This is a genomic window from Celeribacter naphthalenivorans (assembly GCF_020524585.1).
Taxonomy (GTDB): Bacteria; Pseudomonadota; Alphaproteobacteria; order Rhodobacterales; family Rhodobacteraceae; genus Celeribacter; species Celeribacter naphthalenivorans.
In genome coordinates, this window is the sequence record NZ_JAIVLK010000004.1 from 55,619 (window position 1) to 75,629 (window position 20,011).

A 20,011-nucleotide genomic window follows, 5' to 3' on the forward strand; every position below is an offset into this window, starting at 1 on the left:
TTATTCAGAGGCCGCAGGCGTCTCCGTCTCGGGCGCATCCTCAGACACCAAAGCCCCATCGACCCATTCGCCCGACACCACTTTGCCATCGGCATAGGTGATCGTGCCGTGACCGTTGGATTTTCCGGCCACGAACATGCCCTCATAGCTGTCGCCATTGGGGTAGGTTGCCTTGCCGCGGCCCTGAATTTCGCCGTCTTTCCACTCGCCGGTATAGGAGAACCCTGAAGCCATCTGAATCGTGCCGATCCCGTCGCGTTTGCCCGCCGCGTAATCGCCCTCGTAGACCGTGCCGTCGACATAGGTGGCTTTGCCTTTGCCCTGACGCTGGCCATCGACCCAGTCGCCGTCGTAGACGAAGCCGTCAGCATAGGTCATCTTGCCCTTGCCGTGGTTCTGCGCGTTCCGGAACTCGCCCTCATAGGTCAGCCCGCCCGCATAGCGCGCCACGCCCGTGCCGTCGATCACGCCATATTGCCAATCGCCCTCATAGGTCGTGCCATTGGGATAGGTGATTTTGCCCTTGCCGTGTGACAGGTCATCGAGGAAGTCGCCGATATAGACGGAACCGTCCGGGTAGGTCACCTGACCCTGACCCTCGATCCGCCCCTCGGTCCATGCGCCGACATAGAGGTAGCCGTCCGCGCCGGTAAAGGTGCCTTGGCCGTCACGTTTGTCGTCGTCAAAGCTGCCTTCATAGACGTCGCCATTGGCGTAGGTCACTTTGCCCTCGCCCTGACGTTTGCCGCCGACCAGCTCGCCGGTGAAGACATCGCCGTTGGGCTGCGTGATCGTGCCTTGGCCGTTGCACTGGTTGTCCACCCAGTTGCAGTCGAGAATCATCCCCTCGTCGGTGGTCAGAACACCCGGCCCGTGGCGCATGTCGCGGGCCATTTCGCCCTCATAGGTGGCGCCTTCGGGATAGGTGATCGTGCCACGGCCTTCCTTGACGCCGTTGACCCAGCCGCCTTCGTAGATATAGCCGGTGGGGCTCTCCAGGCGTCCTTGTCCGTGGTGCTTGGCAGCCAGAAAACCGCCCTCGTATTTCACGCCATTGGCATAGACTGCAACGCCCGATCCGGTGGCTTCGCCTTCGGCCCAGTCGCCCTCATAGGTGCCGCCGTCCGCATAGGTGATCTTGCCAAAGCCGTCGGGTTTCCCCTTGGCAAAGGCGCCCTCATAGACCGAGCCGTCGGTAAACCGCGCAAGGCCCTGGCCCTTGATCTCGCCCATCACCCATTCGCCGGTGTATTCATAGCCGTTCGGCAGGCTGTAGGTGCCGACACCGTCCTGCAAGCCGTCCTTGAACGTGCCTTCGTAAATCCCGCCTTCTTCGAACTGGCGGGTCTCCACTTTTCCGCTGTCTTGCGCCAACATGGCCGTTGGCAGGGCTGGCATGGCCCCGATCATCGTTGCCGCGAAAAGCGTGATGCGCATTCGTGTCACTGTCTTACGTCCCATTCCCGATGAGGTCATGTGTCTGCCTGTGCCGCCAAGAGGCGCTAGGTGGACTTGTTCTAAATTCTGGACCTTCCGCATCCTGTCGGGGGCCCTGTCGCGCGCCAGACTAGGGGTAAGACACGCGGTCTTCAAATGTTTTTCCCGTGAGCGCCTTTCCCTTGGGCGTCATTCTGCTAAACCATGCGTGAGACTTCAGGATACATGAGTGCCATGACCGAGACCTTTCGCCTGACCTTAGCCCAGCTCAACCCGAGTGTGGGTGCGATCGATGCCAATGCCGACAAGGTGCGTGCCGCCTATGCCGAGGCCAAAGCGGCAGGCGCCGATATGATCGTCTTTCCGGAGCTGTTCCTGATCGGCTATCAGCCGCAGGATCTGGTGATGAAGCCCGTTTTGGTGAACACGGCCATGGCCAAGGTCGAGGAACTGGCCGCTTTGACTGTGGATGGTCCCGCGATTGGTCTGGGCGCGCCCTATTCCTATGGCGATGCGCTTTACAACGGCTATTGGATTCTGGCTGAGGGCCGCGTGAAACAGGTGCTGCGCAAACATCACCTGCCGAATTACAAGGTCTTCGACGAGAAACGCCTCTTTGCGTCCGGTCCCATCGAAGGCCCCTATGCCATCGGCCCGCTGCGCATCGGCTCGCCGATCTGCGAGGATGCCTGGTACGAGGACGTCGCCGAAGCGCAGGTTGAAAGCGGGGCGGAGATTTTGATCGTGCCCAATGGCTCGCCCTATTATCGCAACAAATTCAACACGCGGCTGACCCATATGGTGTCGCGCGTGATCGAGAACGATGTGCCTCTGGTGTATTTGAACATGGTCGGCGGTCAGGACGATCAGGTTTTTGATGGTGGCTCTTTCGTGCTCAATCGTCATGGCAAACCGGCGCATATCCTGCCCGCCTTTGCCGAAGAGTTGCGCCATGTGGATTTCGAGAAAGCCGACGGGCGCTGGGTGGCGCGTGAGGGCGAGGTGACCCCTCAGCCGGATGAGTGGGAGCAGGACTATCGCGCCATGGTCGAGAGCCTGCGCGATTATCTTGGCAAGACCGGTTTCAAAAAGGTCGTTCTGGGCCTGTCCGGCGGTATCGACTCGGCGATTGTCGCCACGATTGCCACCGATGCGCTGGGCGCCGAGAATGTTCACTGCGTGATGCTGCCGTCGGAATACACGTCCCAAGGCTCGCTGGATGACGCCAAGGACATCGCCAATCGTCTCGGCTGTCGCTACGATTTCGTGCCGATTTCTCAGGGCCGCGATGCGATCACCGACACGCTCGCGCCGATCTTTGGCGATCTGCCGTTTGATACGACCGAGGAAAACATCCAGTCGCGCCTTCGCGGGCTTTTGCTCATGGCACTGTCCAATAAGTTCGGCTCTATGTTGCTGACAACAGGCAATAAATCTGAGGTCGCGGTCGGCTATTGCACGATTTATGGCGATATGAATGGCGGCTATAATCCGATCAAAGACCTCTACAAAACGCGTGTCTTCGAGCAATGCCGCTGGCGCAATGCCAATCATCGCGATTGGATGAAAGGCCCCGAAGGCGAGGTCATCCCCGTTACGATCATCGCCAAACCGCCCTCGGCGGAGCTGCGGCCCGATCAGCGCGATGACGACAGCCTGCCGCCCTATGAGGTGCTGGACGCGATCCTCGAAGGTCTGGTGGATCGCGAAGAAAGCGTGGCCGATCTGGTGGAGGCAGGCTTTGATCGGGCGACCGTCAAGCGCGTGGAGCATCTGCTCTATATCTCCGAGTATAAACGCTTCCAATCCGCGCCGGGCACCCGTCTGACACCGCGCGCCTTCTGGTTGGATCGTCGCTATCCGATCGCAAGCCGCTGGCGCGACCCGAGCTAACGCGTCCCCCTTGCCCTGTGCGATGTGCGGCGTTAGACAGCGCGCTTTCTGATAAGGAGGCGCGCTATGGAACTCACGGTTGGCATCGATTTCGGCACATCGAATTCTGCGCTGGGCCTTGCGGTCAATGGTACGCCCTGGCTTGTCGAACTTGAGCCCGGGGAAAAGACCCTGCCGACGGCGGTGTTTTTCGACCCGCGTGGTCAAATGCGGCTTGGTTCGGCGGCGAATAGGGCGCTGATCGACGGCGACGAGGGCCGCTATATGCGGGCGCTCAAATCCGTGTTGGGCACGCCTCTTTTGCGCGAAACCCGCCCCATCGGCGGCAAGCGTCAGAGCCTCTTGGACGTCATCGCGCAATTCCTGACCGTGCTCAAAACCCGCACCGAAGAGCAGCTTCGCCAACCTGTCACGGGCGTCGTGTCCGGTCGTCCGGTGCATTTTCATTCAAAAGATGCCGAGCGCGACGCGCAGGCCGAACGTGATCTGCGCGAGGCCTATGAGATGGCCGGGTTTTCCCGCATCCGCTTTCTGGCCGAACCCGAAGCGGCGGCGCTGGCCTCCAAGGATTTGCAATCGGGCGAGATCGGCTTGGTCGTCGACATCGGCGGCGGCACCTCGGATTTCACGCTGTTTCGCAAGGAAAACGGCAAGGTCGAGGTGCTGGCCTCCCACGGTATTCGCCTTGGCGGCACGCATTTCGACCGCGCGCTGAGCCTTGCGCATGCCATGCCGCTCTTGGGCGCAGGCACCGAATTGAAGCGCACCTTTGGCAAGGGGCTTTTGCCGATGCCGACGCAGATTTTCAACGATCTCGCGACCTGGCAAAACATCCCCTTTCTTTACACCCGCGACACGTTGACGAAAGTTGAGGATCTTCATGCCCACGCGGTGGAGCCGGAAAAACTCGAACGTCTCGTCGAGGTGATCGAGGCGGAGCTGGGCCATGATGTTGCTTTCGCCGTCGAGGCGGCGAAGATCGGCGCCAATGGCGGGGCCGCGTCCCAGATTGATCTGGCGCTCATTGAAAAGGGCCTGTCTGCGCCCTTGACCCCCGCCGCTTTGGCCGAGGATTTGGCAGGTTACAGGGCTGAGCTTTCAGAGGCGATCACGGCCACCCTGTCGCTTGCGGGCCTCAAGGCAGACGCCGTCGGCGCGGTCGTCTATGTCGGCGGGTCGAGCCTTATGCATGTGGTCGAAGCGGCCTGCCAGACCGTGCTGCCCGAGGCCCGTGCACTGCGCGGAGAGGCCTTTACGGCGGTCGTCGATGGTCTCGCCTTGGCCTCTGCCGAGGGTGCGTAAGCCTCAGAGCGCAATCAAGTCGCAGCCCGGCAAAAGTCGCGCCACCTCTTTGGAGGAGCAAAGCTGCGTCCCCGCGCTCAAGACGGCGGCGGAGGCGGCGGCAGTGCCGAAACACAGCGCCTCTTGCATCGTATCGCCACGGGTGAGCGCTAGAGAAAACGCCCCCACGAAACTGTCGCCCGCCCCCACGGCGGAGACCACCTCTTCGGGATTGATCGCCCGAGAGGCGTGCCAGCGCCCGGTCGCATTGGCAAGCGTCGAGCCATCTGCGCCGCGCGCCACGATGACGTTTTCGGCGACACCTTTGGCCACCAGTTCCGAGGCGAAATCCGCCGTGTCCTCGCGCGTCGGAAGCGGGCGCCCCGCCAAATCCTCCGCCTCGACATCATCCATTCTGAGCACATAGGGATTGGCCGTGTGTTTCACCAATTCGTGCAACGGCTGCCCCGAAGTGTCGACAAAAAGCTGCACGCCTTTCGCGGCCAGATGACGCGCCAGACGGGCCGGGTAATCCATCGGCACGCCCGGCGGCTGTGAGCCGGAGAGCACGACGACGCCGCTCGCGGGCGCGGCTTGTGCGATGGCGTTGAGCGACTCGTTGACCATCTCGTGGTTCCAATAGGGCCCGGGCATGACAAAGCGGTATTGCTGTCCGGTCTCCTGTTCGGTGACGGCGATGGATTGCCGCGTCGCGCCGCCGGTGACGGAAAAGGCGGTGAAGCGCACATGTTCTTTTGCCAAAAGCCGCAAAAGCTGTGCGCCTGTTTCGCCGCCGACGGCGGTAAAGGCAGTGCTTTCGCCGCCCAGAAATTTGATCGCGCGCGACACGTTGATGCCGCCGCCGCCGGGATCGGCCTCCGGCGTGACACAGCGCAGTTTCGGCCCCGCTTCGACGCTTGCGGTCGTGGTGGACAGGTCCACGGTCGGGTTCAATGTGATGGTCAGGATATGGGCCATGGGTGTCTCCCTTGTCACGACTCTCTCACTTTTGGCTGATCTTAGCGCCGCTAGCGTTAACATCATTGATGCAGGTCACATTGCCCTGCTTCACGCGTGTTTTTTACGCAGTCCCGCTATGCACTGTCTAATGAATTTGCAAATGATATGTGACACCAGCTCTTTGTCGCCGGTCTGAAACGCGAAGCGGCAAGCCTCTTTATGAAACTTGCCGCACCGCCCAAGTGTTTGTGATTTTAGCCTTCGATCATGGTCTGGTAACTGGCCGGAACATATTCGAAATTTCCGTCTTTCGCGGCGACATAGCCCAGTGCCGGGAAGGGCATGTGATAGCCGATAAAGGGCACGCGGTCCGCAGCCATCATGTCCAAAAGCTTGCGGCGGGTGGTGGCGGCCATCGCTTTGTCGGTGTCGTAGAGCACCTCCCAATCCGGGTTGGCCAGCGAGTAGACGTAATGGTTGGCGAAATCCGCGCCGAGGATCAGGCGCTCCCCTTCGCTTTCCAGATGAAAGGCCATATGCCCCGGCGTGTGACCGAAAGCGGCCATGGCGGTGATGCCGGAGGTGAGGTCAGAGCCATCGTCCAAAAGGTCGAACTGGTCTTGCAGGGGCCGGATCTTGGCCTCGAACCCGTCGTTGCCGGACATGTCCCAGTGATCCATCTCCACAGACCCCGTGGAATAGGCGGCATTGGCGAATGTCGGGGCGTCCGCATAGATGCCGCCGATGTGGTCGCCATGCATATGGGTGATCACCACGCGGTCGACCTGATCGGCGGTATAACCGGCGGCCTCAAGCGCGCTCACGATGCCTTCGGGGGCCATGCCGGTGTCAAAGAGTATGAGTTCCGAACCGGTATTCACCAGCGTCGGCGTAAAGAAAAACTGCGCGGCATCAGAGGGGATGAAGGCGGCCTCAGAGGCGGCGGCAAACTCTTCGTCAGAGGCATTGAGGCCAAAGATCGTGTGCGGGTCGGGCACGGTGCGGGTGCCGGCCAAAAGCGTCGTGACCTCGAAATTCCCGAGTGTGAAGCGACGATAGGGAGCGAGAGCCGCGCCCATCATCGGCGCCTCGGCGCGGGCGCCGAAGGGCAGGCTGGCGGCCACGGGCACAGCGGCGGCGCCCAGCAAAAGATGGCGGCGGGACAGATAAGGCGTTCTCAGAGAAGAGTTTTTCATGATGTGCGTGCTCCGGTTTCGGATAAGATTGACATCAGAATAGCACAGCTTCTCATCGGCAGGATGACAATTGCGTCAGCGGCTTAGCTGAGGCACTCAGTCGTATTCCCACCATTTGTCGATCGTGGCGATGTCCTCATCCGACCAGCCGAAATGATGCGCCAACTCATGCACGGTGACATGGGACACCATCTGCTGCAGCGTCACATTCCCACGCATGCACCATTCGTCCAGAATGGGCCGACGAAACAGCCAGATTGTATCGGGCGCCATGGCCTGATCCATCGTCGATTTCTCGGTCATCGGAATGCCGGTATAGAGCCCGGTGAGCTCAAAGGGGTCTTCGAGGCCAATCTCGGCCAGCAAATCCTCCGGTGCGAAATCCATCACGGTGAGCGACACATTCGAGGCCAGCACTTTGAACGCGGGCGGCAGGTCGTTCATCGTGGCGCGGGCGATGTCCTCGATTACATCGAGATCGGGCGCGGTTGCATCAAGAAGCGGTGAAGACATGTCTGACCTCCGGTTGGGACTGGCTCCGATATGGACTCTTTGGTCGCGATATGAAAGAGGAAGCGCAACAGGAGACCCACGATGATCGTCACACGTTTCGCGCCTTCGCCCACGGGCTTTATTCATGTCGGCAACCTGCGCACTGCGCTGTTCAACTATCTGATCACCCGCAAGGCCGGGGGGCAGTTCATTCTGCGTCTCGACGATACGGATCAGGAGCGCTCGAAACAGGAATATGCCGATGGCATTCTCGAAGATCTCGAATGGCTGGGCTTCACTTGGGATCGGTTCGAAAAGCAATCCGAGCGTCTGGACCGCTACCACGCCGCCGCCGATGAGCTGCGCGAGAAAGGCCGTTTCTATGAGGCGTTTGAGACGCCGACCGAACTGGACCTGAAGCGCAAGAAACAGCTCAATATGGGCAAGCCGCCGGTTTACGACCGGGCCGCTTTGGCGCTCACTGAGGCCGAAAAAGACGCGCTGCGGGCCGAGCGTGGCGATGGTGTCTGGCGCTTCAAGCTCGATCAGGAGCGCATCGAGTGGAATGACGGCATTCTGGGCGACATCTCAATCGATGCGGCCTCCGTGTCCGATCCGGTGCTGATCCGCGCCGACGGGCAGTTCCTCTACACGCTGGCCTCCGTCTGCGATGACGTCGATTTCGGCGTGACCAACATCGTGCGCGGCTCTGACCACGTGACCAACACTGCGACGCAAATTCAGATCATCGAAGCACTTGGCGGCTCAGTCCCGTCTTTTGCGCACCACTCTTTGCTCACTGGCCCGCAAGGCGAGGCGCTGTCGAAACGTCTCGGCACTTTGTCCTTGCGCGACTTGCGCGCGGCGGGGGTCGAACCGATGGCGCTTTTGTCCCTGATGGCGCGTCTCGGCTCGTCGCAGCCGGTCGAGCTTCGGACCTCCATGGAGGAGCTGATCGAAGGCTTCGATCTGTCGCACTTCGGCGCAGCACCCACGAAATTCGACAGCCAGGACCTGTTCTCCCTGACGTCGCAGATCAACCACGCGAAACCCTTTGCGGATGTCGCGGACGACGTGGCCGCACTCGGTGTGCCTGCGGAAATCGCCGAGCCGTTCTGGACCGTCGTGCGTGAAAACATCACTGTCAAAGCCGATATGAAAGGCTGGTGGGAGTTGTTCCGCGATGGGGCCGCGCCGCTGGTCGACGATGAGGACAAGGACTTCATCAATGAGGCCTTCGCCATGCTGCCCGAGCCGCCCTACACGGCGGACAGTTGGAAAGAGTGGACGACGGCTGTGAAAGAGGCGACGGGCCGTAAGGGCAAGGGTCTGTTCATGCCGCTGCGCAAGGCCGTGACCGGCATGGCGCATGGCCCGGACATGTCCAACGTCCTGCCGCTGATGCAGAAAAAGCCGACACTTTAATCGCTTCTGTTCAAAATCACACAAAAAGCCGCCTCGGGATCGCCCGCATGGCGGCTTTTTACTGTCGAAATGTCGTAAGTTTCCTATCGGAAATATTTTCGGCTTGTCCCGAATCTTGCGCTTGCATAATGTCGCCGCAAATCGTGCGTTGGGAGAAGGGACATCCCTACCGAAGGAGCAACCGCCCCGGAAAACTCTCAGGTAAACGGACCTTCGCACGGTCAAGGACTCTGGAGAGAGGGGTGTGAAACCTCCGCCGAAGGGATAACGATCTCAGGCACATAGGACAGAGGGGGCATCAAAACGGCACCGACGGCTTAGGGTCGTGGTGCCACAGAGATGCAAAGGGGATAGAATGTCGGATCAGGCGACGGCGCTCATGCGCACACCGCTCTATGAGTTTCACATCGCGCAGGGCGCCAAGATGGTGCCGTTCGCGGGCTATGAAATGCCGGTGCAATATCCCATGGGCGTGATGAAAGAGCACCTGCACACGCGGGCGGGCGCGGGGCTTTTCGATGTGTCGCATATGGGGCAGGTGATGCTCACCTCTCCTGAAGGGGTTGAGGCGCTGGCTCTGGCCTTGGAAAGCATCGTGCCCGTGGATGTTCTGGGCCTTGCGCCGGGGCGTCAACGCTATGGGATTTTCATCGATGAGACGGGTGGCATTCTCGACGATCTGATGATTTCCAACACCGGCGACGGGCTGTTTCTGGTCGTGAACGCCGCTTGTAAGGTGGAAGACATCGCGCATCTGAATGCCGCCCTGCCGGATCATATCACGGTCACCGAAATCACCGACCGCGCGCTTTTGGCGCTGCAAGGCCCGATGGCCGAGGCGGCGCTGGCGCGTTTGGTGCCGCAGGTCACGGAGTTGAAATTCATGGATTCCGTGCGCATCACGGTTGATGCCGTCGAGTGGTGGATTTCGCGCTCCGGCTACACTGGCGAAGATGGGTTTGAAATCTCGATCCCCGCCGCTCTTGCGACGGACATCGCCGAAAAACTGGTTGCCATGGACGAGGTCGACCCCATCGGGCTCGGGGCTCGCGACAGCCTGCGGCTGGAAGCCGGGCTCTGCCTCTATGGCCATGACATCGACGCCACAACTTCGCCGGTCGAGGGCAATATCGCCTGGGCGATCCAAAAGGTGCGCCGCTCCGGTGGTGCCCGCGAAGGCGGCTTCCCCGGCGCGGATCGTATCCTCTCAGAACTTCATAACGGCGCAGAGCGCAAACGCGTTGGCCTTCTGCCGCAAGGCCGCGCGCCGATGCGCGAGGGCACGCCGCTTTTTGCCACCGCTGAGAGCGACGACCAGATCGGCGAAATCACCTCTGGCGGCTTTGGCCCCTCGGCCCAATGCCCCGTTGCTATGGGCTATCTGCCTATCGCTTTCTGCCAAAACGGCACCGAAATCTTCGCGGAACTGCGCGGCAAACGCCTGCCTGTGACGGTCGCTCCGATGCCGTTCCACGCCACCTCTTACAAACGCTAAACTCTATAGGGACCAAGACTATGGCCGCTGACATCAAATTCACCGAAGAACACGAATGGCTCCGCGTCGAGGACGATCTGATCGTTGTCGGCATCACCGAACACGCCGCCGAGCAACTGGGCGATGTGGTCTTCATCGAACTGCCCGAGGAAGGCACCACCGTGTCGAAAGACGATGAGGTCGTGGTGATCGAAAGCGTCAAAGCCGCCTCCGACATTTTGGCACCTCTGGACGGTGAAATCGTCGAGGTGAACGACCCGCTGACTGAAGATCCGGGCAAGGTCGGCGAGGACCCGATGGGCGACGCGTGGTTCTTTAAAATGAAGATCGAAGACCTCTCCGCGCTCGACGACTTCATGTCGGAAGCGGAATACAAAGACTTCATCTCGTAAGGAACGCGCACCGTGGCCTATACCCCGTCGAGCTATAACCCCTATGATTTCGCCAACCGCCGGCACATCGGCCCGTCTCCCGACGAGATGGCCGAAATGCTCAAAGTGATCGGCGCCACGTCTCTCGATGCCTTGATCGACGAGACCGTGCCGATGGCGATCCGTCAGATGGAGCCGCTCGACTGGGCGCCGATGACCGAACATGAGGTTCTGGGCCATATCCGCAAGGTGGCCAAACGCAATCTTGTGATGACCTCTCTGATCGGGCAGGGCTTCTACGGCACGGCCACGCCGCCCGCGATCCAGCGCAATATCCTCGAAAATCCCGCGTGGTACACGGCCTACACGCCCTACCAGCCGGAGATCGCGCAGGGGCGGTTGGAGGCTTTGCTGAACTTCCAGACCATGGTCAGCGACCTCACCGGCCTGCCGGTCGCTAACGCGTCTCTCTTGGACGAGGCCACCGCCTGCGCCGAGGCGATGACCATGGCGCAGCGCGTCGCGAAATCGAAGGCCAAGGCGTTTTTCATCGACGAGAACTGTCATCCGCAGAACATCGAGGTGATGAAAACCCGCGCGGCTCCTCTGGGGATCGAGCTGATCATCGCCGATCCTCGCGCTTTGGTGCCCGCAGATGTTTTCGGCGCGATCTTCCAATATCCCGGCACCTACGGCGATGTGCAGGATTTCACCGCCCAGATCGCCGCGCTGCATGAGGTCAAAGCCGTGGCGGTCATGGCGACCGACCTGATGGCGCTCACGATGCTCAAGGAACCGGGCGCGATGGATGCCGACATTGCCGTCGGCTCGGCGCAGCGTTTTGGTGTGCCGATGGGCTTCGGTGGACCGCATGCCGCCTTCATGTCCTGCAAGGACGAGATGAAACGGTCGATGCCCGGCCGCATCGTCGGCGTGTCTGTGGATGCCAGCGGCAACCGTGCTTACCGCCTGTCGCTCCAGACCCGTGAACAACATATCCGCCGTGAAAAGGCGACCTCGAACGTCTGCACCGCGCAGGCCTTGCTCGCCGTCATGGCGTCCTTCTATGCCGTCTTCCACGGGCCGCAGGGTTTGCGCGCCATTGGCGAACAGATTCACGCCAAGGCGGTGAAACTGGCCGAGGGTCTCAAATCCGAAGGCTTCAAAGTCTCGCCCGCCGCGTTTTACGACACGATCACGGTCGAGGTCGGCGCGATGCAGGGCGTGATCCTGCGCTCTGCTGTTTCCGAAGGTCTGAACCTGCGCAAGGTGGGCAAGGATCGGATCGGGATTTCGATGGACGAAATGGCCGATGACGAGGTGATTTCCAAGGTTTGGCGGGCCTTCGGCCATGAGGCGGAGGTGCCAAACGGTTTCCCCGGCCTCGGTTTCCCGGAAAAGCTTGTGCGCGAGAGCGCCTATCTGGAGCATCCGATCTTCGGCATGAACCGTGCCGAGGGCGAAATGATGCGCTATATGCGGCGTCTGGCCGACCGCGATCTGGCATTGGACCGCGCGATGATCCCGCTTGGGTCTTGTACGATGAAGCTCAACGCGGCCGTCGAAATGATGCCGATCACTTGGCCGGAATTCAACGCCATTCACCCCTACGCGCCGGAGGATCAGAGCGAAGGCTATCGCTACATGATCGACGATCTGAGCGCGAAGCTCTGCGAAATCACCGGCTATGATGCCATGTCGATGCAGCCGAATTCCGGCGCGCAGGGCGAATATGCCGGGCTTTTGACCATTCGGGCTTACCATCGTGCAAACGGGCAGGGCGGGCGCAATATCTGTCTCATTCCGATGTCCGCGCATGGCACCAACCCGGCCTCCGCGCAGATGGTCGGCCTCAAGGTCGTGGTGGTGAAAACCGCCGAAAATGGCGATGTTGATCTTGAAGATTTCCGCGCCAAGGCCGAAGCGGCGGGGGATAAACTCGCCGCCTGCATGATCACCTACCCCTCGACGCATGGCGTGTTTGAGGAGACGGTGAAAGAGGTCTGCCGCATCACGCATGACCATGGCGGGCAGGTCTATCTCGATGGCGCGAACCTCAACGCCTTGGTGGGCCTCGCGAAACCCGGCGAGATCGGCTCCGACGTGTCGCACCTCAACCTGCACAAGACCTTCTGCATACCGCATGGCGGCGGCGGTCCGGGCATGGGGCCGATCGGTGTCAAAGCGCACCTTGCCCGCTTCCTTCCCGGTGCCCCGGATGGCTCCGGAGATATGGGCCCGGTGTCGGGGGCGAATTTCGGCTCCGCCTCGATCCTGCCGATCTCCTGGGCGTACTGCATGCTGATGGGCGGCGCGGGTCTGACGCAGGCGACAAAGGTGGCGATCCTGAACGCCAACTACATTGCCGCGCGGCTGAGCGACGCTTTCCCGGTGCTTTACAAAGGCAAACAGGGTCGTGTGGCGCATGAGTGCATCGTCGATCCGCGCGCTTTTGAGAAGACCACGGACGTCACCGTCGATGACATCGCAAAACGCCTGATCGACAGCGGGTTTCACGCGCCGACCATGTCCTTCCCTGTCCCCGGCACCTTGATGATCGAGCCGACGGAGAGCGAGACCAAGGCCGAGTTGGATCGGTTCTGTGAGGCCATGTTGTCGATCCGTCATGAGATCGCACAGATCGAGGCGGGTGAGCTGCCGCAAGACAACAACCCGCTGAAACACGCGCCGCATACGGTCAATGATCTGGTCGCCGACTGGGATCGGCCTTATCCGCGCGAACAGGGATGCTTCCCGCCGGGCGCCTTCCGCGTCGACAAATATTGGCCGCCTGTGGGCCGCGTCGACAACGCCTATGGCGACCGCAATCTGATCTGCCTCTGCCCGCCGCCCGAGAGCTATATCGAAGCGGCGGAGTGAGGCTGTGATCGCAGGTCGAAACAGAGACAGTTCGCCCTCTTGAACAGAGTTGTGTCAGGTTGCATATATTCTGCAGTCTGAATGTGAAAGGAGGCAGGCCATGGCCGCCGCTCTTGAGAAAACCGATGTGAAACTGGCCTGTCCGACCTGTGGTCAAGTCAACCGTGTTCCCGTGGCAAAACTCACCGCAGGTCCGAAATGTGGCACCTGTGGTGAGCCGCTGATGTCCGGCAAAGTGGCAGAACTCGACCCTAAGGGGCTTGAGGCGCTGTCGAAAAAGGATGATCTGCCGGTGCTGGTGGACTTTTGGGCGCCGTGGTGTGGGCCGTGCCGAATGATGGCGCCGGAATTCGCGAAAGCGGCGCAGGAGCTTAAGGGCCGCGCGCGCTTTGCCAAGATCAACACCGAAGATCACCCCAACGTGTCGATGAAAAACGGCATTCGCGGCATCCCCGCGCTGATCCTCTACCAAGGCGGCAAGGAAGTGGCCCGCATCGCCGGCGCCCGCCCGGCGCGTGACATTGTGGCTTTTGTCGAACAAAACGGCAAATTGCCGCGCTGACGCCGGGGGCGGGCCGCTTGACTTTGCGGCCCGAAATGCCCAATTCTTTAATCGAAAGCGTTTCGCATTAAATCTGCGTCACAGATTTGGTGTGAAGCGCTCGCAACGCTTGTATGTTGCACTGCGTTTTTCTTTTTCCTGTCTCAGATCAAAAGAAAAACGCGTTAAGTGGGGTCGTAGCTCAGTTGGGAGAGCGCGTCGTTCGCAATGACGAGGTCGTCGGTTCGATCCCGATCGACTCCACCAATTTTCCAAATCGTGTCATTGGACCATAAGAGTGCATATTTGGAGCATAAACGCGCATCTAAGTGTCAAGAAAATTCTAAAGCACAAGATGTAGTAGATGCTTCACAGGTCCCACACGAACACGCTCCGTTTTCAGCTCTCTCCGAAAGGTCTCCGATGTCCGAAAATCGCTATGGCGTGATCTCTGGTGTGCAAAGCGCGGAGGATCGGCAGCTCGCGATTGCACGGCTTGAAGCGGAAGGCATTCCGACGGACCGGATTTTTGCGACCGACCCAGAAGAGCCAAATGCACCGCCCGTCTGGCTTCACGATCTGAGTACAGACGCGGAACTGATCGCCCCGTCTCTGAGCGACCTCAACCTTTCAACACAAGGCATCGCCGCCACGGTCGAGGCCGCGCGGGAGTTGGGCATTCATATCCGCTGCCTTGATGAGGCATTCGACAGCCGAAACGATTGGCAGTCTCAAGTCAGGACTTTGCTGAGGGCTCTCAATCGCCTCGACCGCAAAGGCTTCTCGGACCGGACCAAGATCGCACTGCAAGAGGCCAAGGCCCGTGGTCAGCGTCTGGGGCGTAAGCCGAGCATGACAGATCTGCGAAAAGCTGTTGCCATCCAAATGATTGAGGCGGGGTACAAAGGGACAAAGATATGGAAAACCCTCGCGGTTCTGGAAGGGCCACCGATCAGCCAATCGGCCTATTACCTATGGCAGAAAACATGGTTGGCTGAGAGGGAGTGATCAGACGAGAAGAGCGGAAAGCTGGCGAATTGTGGTGCGGCATGGCAACCGCAGCGACGTCGGCCGAGCAGTCACTCGAACAACCCGCAGCGTAATGGGCGGAAAGAAGTTGTTCGAAAAAATAATGAAGCGAAGGAAGCCATTGCTTCATTAGTTGGTCCACAAATCATCGGGGCCGAGATAGCTCAGGTCGAGATGGGCAACGTTCTGAGCCACGTTCGCCCGAAGAAGACCGCGGGCATTCGGGTTAAGCGGATGCTGTAGCTTGCCGAGCGGCGCCCGTCCGGCGACAGCACCAGCGGTTGGCCGTTTCCATGAAAGAGGCTGACTGGTGTCCCGGAAGGCGGTGATGTTGCGAACCACTGGACGTTTCCAAGGTAATTTCGCTGCGCCCAGGTCCGGTTGCCCGATGGAGAAAACTCCTGGATAAATTCGAGCTACATCGCCTGTGTCTCAGAAGTTGGCCAATCGGGTTGCGCCGACCAGACCGCGAGGCCGGGCGAGCGCAGCCAGGAGCGTAGTTCCGCACCGTTCATGAAGGTGGCGGCGGTGTCGGTAACTGTGTGACGTCAGCGCCAATGGGACAGCATAGGGCGATTTGATAAGAGAGGATTTCTGGCTCATCGTAACCACCAAGGAGTGAAGATGAGACAGAAATCCGGCCCCAAACAGAGCCATGGCGAGAAGGTTGTCAAAGACATCCGGCGCGCAACCCGCAAACAGTATTCAGCGGAAGAGAAGATCAGGATCGTGTTGGATGGCCTGAAAGGTGAGGACAGCATTTCTGAGCTGTGTCGCCGGGAAGGTATCGCTCAGAGCCTGTATTACAGCTGGTCGAAGGAATTCCTCGAGGCCGGCAAGAAGCGTCTCGCCGGCGACACGGCGCGAGATGCAAACTCGACCGAAGTCAAAACCCTGCGTCGTGAATCTCGCGAACTCAAAGAAGTTGTTGCCGAGCAGGCGCTCGAGCTTCGCCTGCTCAAAAAAAGCATTCTCGGGGATGGGGGCGACGACGCATGAGATACCCTGCATCTGAGAAGCTGGAGATCATTCGTTTGGTCGAGCAGTCGCACTTACCGACGAAGCGAACCTTGGACAAGCTGGGCATCCCCAGGGCTACCTTCTACCGCCCCCTCTCGGCAGATTTGCGTTGCAAATCGCCTGCCGGTCAAAAGGGTATGATCGGTATCTATCGGGCGGCCCCGAAGCTCTGGAAGATCGCAGTTCGAGGCCGTCACGGGTCTGGAACCGCATTCCCGAGCCTGTTCGCAAGAAGGTCATTAGCTTGGCGCTGGAGGAAAGCGAACTGTCGCCGCGGGAACTGGCCGTGCGCTTCACGGACACGGAAAAATATTTTGTATCAGAGTCTTCCGTGTATCGCGTCCTCAAGGAGCACGACCTGATCACAAGCCCGGCTTACGTGGTTTTATCCGCCGCCGATGAGTTCAAGGACAAGACGACGAGACCCAACCAACTTTGGCAGACCGACTTCACCTATCTGAAGGTCATCGGTTGGGGCTGGTTCTACCTGTCGACAATCCTGGATGATTACAGTCGCTATATCATCGCCTGGAAACTCTGCACCACGATGAAGGCGGGGGATGTCACCGACACGCTGGATCTGGCGTTGCAGGCCTCCGGCTGCGAGCAGGCAACCGTCGTTCACAAACCGCGGCTCCTCAGTGACAACGGAGCCAGTTACATCTCAGTTGAACTGGCTGAGTGGCTGGAAGATCAAAAAATGGAGCATGTTCGCGGTGCCCCATATCACCCGCAAACCCAAGGTAAGATCGAGCGGTGGCACCAGACCCTGAAAAACCGGATCCTGCTGGAGAACTATTACCTGCCCGGCGAACTCAGCAGCCAAATTGACGCCTTCGTCGAGCATTACAACCACCGGCGCTATCATGAGAGCCTGCATAACCTCACGCCCGCCGATGTCTACTTCGGACGCGGACAAGCCATTCTAAAACAACGAGAGAGGATCAAACGAAAAACCATCGAAATGCGACGCTTGCTTCACCGCAATTCCGCCGCATAATCAAACCAACCGGATGAGCCAGCCCCTCTCTTAGTTCAGGCAACCAACTGCCCCAAATTATCTGACGACGGACACATGCACTAACACTCAGGTGAGGCTGACCACTTTGGGGGCTCGTTTTTTACAGTGGTTTTTTGAGGTGCCACGAAAAAACCAGACGCCGAGGCGTCTGGTTCAGCCTGATATTCAGAAGTTTCGAGGGGCTCAGCCGCCGAAGGACGTCGCCCAGTTCAGCGAGAAGCCAACTTTGTCGCTGGCGAAATCGGAGACTGCATAGGTGATTTTCGCAGAGAACTGATCGGTCATCGCATAGGCGGCACTCACCTTCCATTCATGCGTGTCATTGGACGGGTCGATCTGATATTCGGCGGCGAAAGAGGTTTTGTCGCTGGCCTTGTAATCGGAGGTCAGAACATAGCGCCAGTCGTAATTGTAGTTGTTGTCGAAGGCGTATTTGATCTTGGTCCCGAGCGCGAAGTCTTCTGTGAAATAGTGATCAAAGTCGACCCAAGCCTGAACATAGTCATGGCCGTAGTCGTCGTAATTGAACGCGACAAGTCCGAGATTGACGGTCGTCGGGCCGAAGGCTTTGAAATAGCCGAGGTAGGTATCGATCTCGTATTTGTCCGCGGTACCCCAGTCGACTTGAGAGAACCATGCACCCACAAAAAATCCGTTGTCGAACCAATGTTCTGCATAGCCCTGAAGCGCGGGTTTGCCGTCATTGAGGCTTTTGGTGCCAACAAGAAAGTCATTGTTCCATGACAGTCCGACATTGGTCGTGCCGGCGGAGGCCGATCCTGCGAGCAGTGCGGCTGCAGAAGCGATTGCGGTCAGTGTGTAGGCTTTTTTCATCAGTGTCCCTGTTCTTGCGCCGCCTGCGTTTTCACTTGGTCTTGTGTCTCGGGCATCTCGTGGGAAAGGCGGCGTTCCTTGGTCTTACCCTTGGGGGGTATTTTGGAAACCGAAGCCCCGTGAGACTATCCAAGCACCTCCGATTTCTCGCTCATTTCTTATGCATTGGGTGAACGCGAACTCGGATCGGCAAGGCTATGGGTGTGGGGATATGGAGCAGGTCATGCAGCGGAAAACGCTTTTGAGAGATGGCGCCGCCTGCGACGCGATCTACTTTGACGATGTCGCGCAGGAGGCGTGGTTGCCCGGCTGGTCGCAGAGCTACCGGCGTTTGCAAGTGGGGCCGTATCGGGCACAGGTGACACGGCTGGCTTTGCCCGGAATGCTCTTGGCGCGCGAGAGGATCAATCTTGCCGTCCAAAATGAATTCACCGTGCCCGAAGATCAGGTTTACCTGTATTTTGATCTGGCGGCGGCGCGCGAACGAACCGGGCATATCAATGCGAAACTCTATCAGCCGGGGCGGTGTTATGGCGCTTTTCTGGAGGCGGGATGTGACGATCTGATGATCTGTCTGCCGGGCTGTGAGTTTAAGAAATACGGAATAGAAAAACTCGAGGCCCTGACTTTGTCACATTGCGATTACGGGCTCTCGTCTTGGGCGCTGACACTGCTGGAAGGGGTAATGGCAGGATATGTGTCTGAGAAGCTTTTGGCCCTTGCACCCAAACTTGCGCTTGATCAGATCAGTGCCATGCTCCACGACGGCGAAGACCCGCGCCCCCGCGGCGTTGGCTTGGAGCGCCAGTTTCGCGATCTGTTCGAGCTTTGCTCCTCACTTCCCGCCGACATGCTAACGGTCACCGACATTGCGGCTGTAAGTAAACGCACACCCGCCGATTTGCGCCATATTTGTCAGGCGGTCACCGGCCTGAGACTGGACGCGATGTTGCAGGCTTGGCGGCTCAGTGCAGTCCACCGAGTGTTGCATCATGCCGCGCCGTGTGAGGTCAGTGTGACGGCGGTTGCGATGGATCACGGCTTCACCCATTGGGGCAGATTTTCCGCGGCTTATCGCGATATGTTTGGCGTGCTTCCCTCGGAGACCCTGCGCGCGCCGACATAGTTTTCGTTGCGCTAGTGTAGAGGGCTCTTTTTCGTGAAAGGCACTGTCAGAAGAACTTAGCTTGAGAAGGGCTGGGCGGTCACGTAGCCTCCTCCCATGATCCAACGCTCTTCTTTCAAGTATTTCAAAACCAGCTCCGAGATCATCCGTTTGGAGGTCATGCTCTACGTTCGGTTCCCTCTGGCATTGCGCAATATCGAGGATCTGTTGCACGAACGCGGCGTGGATGTCAGCCACGAAACCATTCGCTACTGGTGGCATCGGTTTGGACCGATGTTTGCCGCAGAGATCAGAAAGCGCCGCGTCGAGGGGGCGCGGCCCAGCATGCGCTATGTACCGGTGAAGACTGTGGAACAACAGGCTGTCTTGGTCCCGAACCGGTCGCGGGATTTGCGCATGCGACAGAGAAATGATCGTCAACGCCATCCGCGCCCATCTCGCGGAGTTCGGCATTGTCACGGCCCAAGGGCCCCGAAAGATCGTCGAGATCATCGGGCGTCTGGAGAACCCGGATGACATCGAACTGCCGAGTTTTGCCCGCTCCGCACTGTTATCGCTTGCGGCCCAACTCGGGAGTCTCACAGAAGAGATCCTGCGGATCAAGCGACAGCTGATGGCCAGGCAGCGGCAGAGCCAGGCGAGCCAGAGGCTCGAAACGATCCCGGGCGCAGGCCTCATCACAGCAATGGCGCTCGCGGCCAGTGTTCCCGAACCGAGCGTCTGCAAGTCCGGCCGCCAGTTTGCGGCCTAGCTCGGGCTGGTGCCACGACAAAATTCATCGGGAGGCAAGGAGCGATTGGGACGGGTGTCCAAGATAGGAAATGGGTACCTTCGCCGATTGCTGGTCGTTGGCGCCACATCTGTGACGCGACGTGCGGCGGAGACTGACACCCAAACCTGGGCCTGCGTCAGATCCCTGCTGGAACGCAAACCCACTCGGCTCGTGGCTGGCGCGGATGCCGGAGAGTAAGCCGAGCATGTTGATCGCTATTGCTTTGGCGAACAAGATG

14 protein-coding genes, 1 tRNA gene, 3 pseudogenes and 1 riboswitch are annotated in these 20,011 nt (G+C 59.5%); of the genes and pseudogenes, 13 read left to right on the plus strand and 5 right to left on the minus strand.

The window, feature by feature from the left end:
- Window positions 1-1,437: an MORN repeat-containing protein gene (locus LC094_RS09745; RefSeq protein ID WP_404814993.1), complete on the minus strand. Its 1,437-nt coding sequence runs from the start codon at window positions 1,435-1,437 to the stop codon at window positions 1-3.
- Between the two features lie 234 nt (window positions 1,438-1,671).
- On the opposite strand from LC094_RS09745, the gene LC094_RS09750 reads away from it, so the two are divergent.
- Window positions 1,672-3,330: an NAD+ synthase gene (locus LC094_RS09750; protein ID WP_226552393.1), complete on the plus strand. Its 1,659-nt coding sequence runs from the start codon at window positions 1,672-1,674 to the stop codon at window positions 3,328-3,330.
- A gap of 66 nt (window positions 3,331-3,396) precedes the next feature.
- The gene (locus LC094_RS09755; RefSeq protein ID WP_226552395.1) at window positions 3,397-4,632 is read left to right on the plus strand and encodes an Hsp70 family protein; all 1,236 of its coding nucleotides are present in this window, start codon (window positions 3,397-3,399) and stop codon (window positions 4,630-4,632) included.
- Between the two features lie 3 nt (window positions 4,633-4,635).
- Here LC094_RS09755 and LC094_RS09760 read toward each other — a convergent pair whose 3' ends face one another.
- The 3 genes from LC094_RS09760 to LC094_RS09770 form a co-directional block, all read right to left on the minus strand.
- Window positions 4,636-5,589: a 1-phosphofructokinase family hexose kinase gene (locus LC094_RS09760; RefSeq protein ID WP_226552397.1), complete on the minus strand. Its 954-nt coding sequence runs from the start codon at window positions 5,587-5,589 to the stop codon at window positions 4,636-4,638.
- 236 nt (window positions 5,590-5,825) lie between these two features.
- On the minus strand, window positions 5,826-6,767 hold the full coding sequence (locus LC094_RS09765; protein ID WP_226552399.1) for an MBL fold metallo-hydrolase: 942 nt from the start codon (window positions 6,765-6,767) through the stop codon (window positions 5,826-5,828).
- Between the two features lie 96 nt (window positions 6,768-6,863).
- Entirely contained in the window at window positions 6,864-7,280 is a 417-nt protein-coding gene (locus tag LC094_RS09770) for a metallopeptidase family protein (protein WP_226552401.1), read from the minus strand.
- Window positions 7,281-7,361: 81 nt separating this feature from the next.
- Between LC094_RS09770 and gltX the strand changes: the two genes are divergently transcribed.
- From gltX to LC094_RS09810, 8 genes and pseudogenes are all read left to right on the plus strand, one after another.
- Window positions 7,362-8,684, plus strand: a complete 1,323-nt coding sequence (gltX, locus tag LC094_RS09775; protein WP_226552403.1) for a glutamate--tRNA ligase — start codon at window positions 7,362-7,364, stop codon at window positions 8,682-8,684.
- 139 nt (window positions 8,685-8,823) lie between these two features.
- Window positions 8,824-8,907, plus strand: a riboswitch (glycine riboswitch).
- A 132-nt stretch (window positions 8,908-9,039) separates the two neighbouring features.
- A complete protein-coding gene (gene gcvT / locus LC094_RS09780) occupies window positions 9,040-10,179 on the plus strand; it encodes a glycine cleavage system aminomethyltransferase GcvT (RefSeq protein ID WP_226552405.1) in 1,140 nt (379 codons plus the stop codon).
- A 32-nt stretch (window positions 10,180-10,211) separates the two neighbouring features.
- A complete protein-coding gene (gene gcvH / locus LC094_RS09785; RefSeq protein WP_219786678.1) occupies window positions 10,212-10,571 on the plus strand; it encodes a glycine cleavage system protein GcvH in 360 nt (119 codons plus the stop codon).
- Window positions 10,572-10,583: 12 nt separating this feature from the next.
- Window positions 10,584-13,430 (plus strand): aminomethyl-transferring glycine dehydrogenase, encoded by a 2,847-nt coding sequence (gcvP, locus tag LC094_RS09790; RefSeq protein ID WP_226552407.1) that lies wholly within the window; start codon window positions 10,584-10,586, stop codon window positions 13,428-13,430.
- A 100-nt stretch (window positions 13,431-13,530) separates the two neighbouring features.
- Window positions 13,531-13,992 (plus strand): thioredoxin TrxC, encoded by a 462-nt coding sequence (trxC, locus tag LC094_RS09795; protein ID WP_226552410.1) that lies wholly within the window; start codon window positions 13,531-13,533, stop codon window positions 13,990-13,992.
- Between the two features lie 170 nt (window positions 13,993-14,162).
- A tRNA-Ala gene (locus LC094_RS09800) sits at window positions 14,163-14,238 on the plus strand.
- A 39-nt stretch (window positions 14,239-14,277) separates the two neighbouring features.
- Entirely contained in the window at window positions 14,278-14,979 is a 702-nt protein-coding gene (locus tag LC094_RS09805; RefSeq protein WP_226552412.1) for a recombinase family protein, read from the plus strand.
- A 645-nt stretch (window positions 14,980-15,624) separates the two neighbouring features.
- Window positions 15,625-17,020: pseudogene (locus LC094_RS09810) on the plus strand (IS3 family transposase).
- 204 nt (window positions 17,021-17,224) lie between these two features.
- Here the strand turns inward: LC094_RS09810 and LC094_RS09815 are convergent.
- On the minus strand, window positions 17,225-17,875 hold the full coding sequence (locus LC094_RS09815; protein WP_226552414.1) for a TorF family putative porin: 651 nt from the start codon (window positions 17,873-17,875) through the stop codon (window positions 17,225-17,227).
- A 223-nt stretch (window positions 17,876-18,098) separates the two neighbouring features.
- On the opposite strand from LC094_RS09815, the gene LC094_RS21650 reads away from it, so the two are divergent.
- From LC094_RS21650 to LC094_RS21685, 3 genes and pseudogenes are all read left to right on the plus strand, one after another.
- Complete coding sequence (locus LC094_RS21650) at window positions 18,099-19,001, plus strand: helix-turn-helix transcriptional regulator (protein WP_319003287.1); 903 nt, start codon at window positions 18,099-18,101, stop codon at window positions 18,999-19,001.
- 150 nt (window positions 19,002-19,151) lie between these two features.
- Window positions 19,152-19,319, plus strand: a pseudogene (locus LC094_RS09825) (IS6 family transposase); the annotation flags it as partial.
- Window positions 19,320-19,410: 91 nt separating this feature from the next.
- A pseudogene (locus LC094_RS21685) lies at window positions 19,411-19,971 on the plus strand (transposase).
- The last annotated feature ends 40 nt before the right edge of the window (window positions 19,972-20,011 follow it).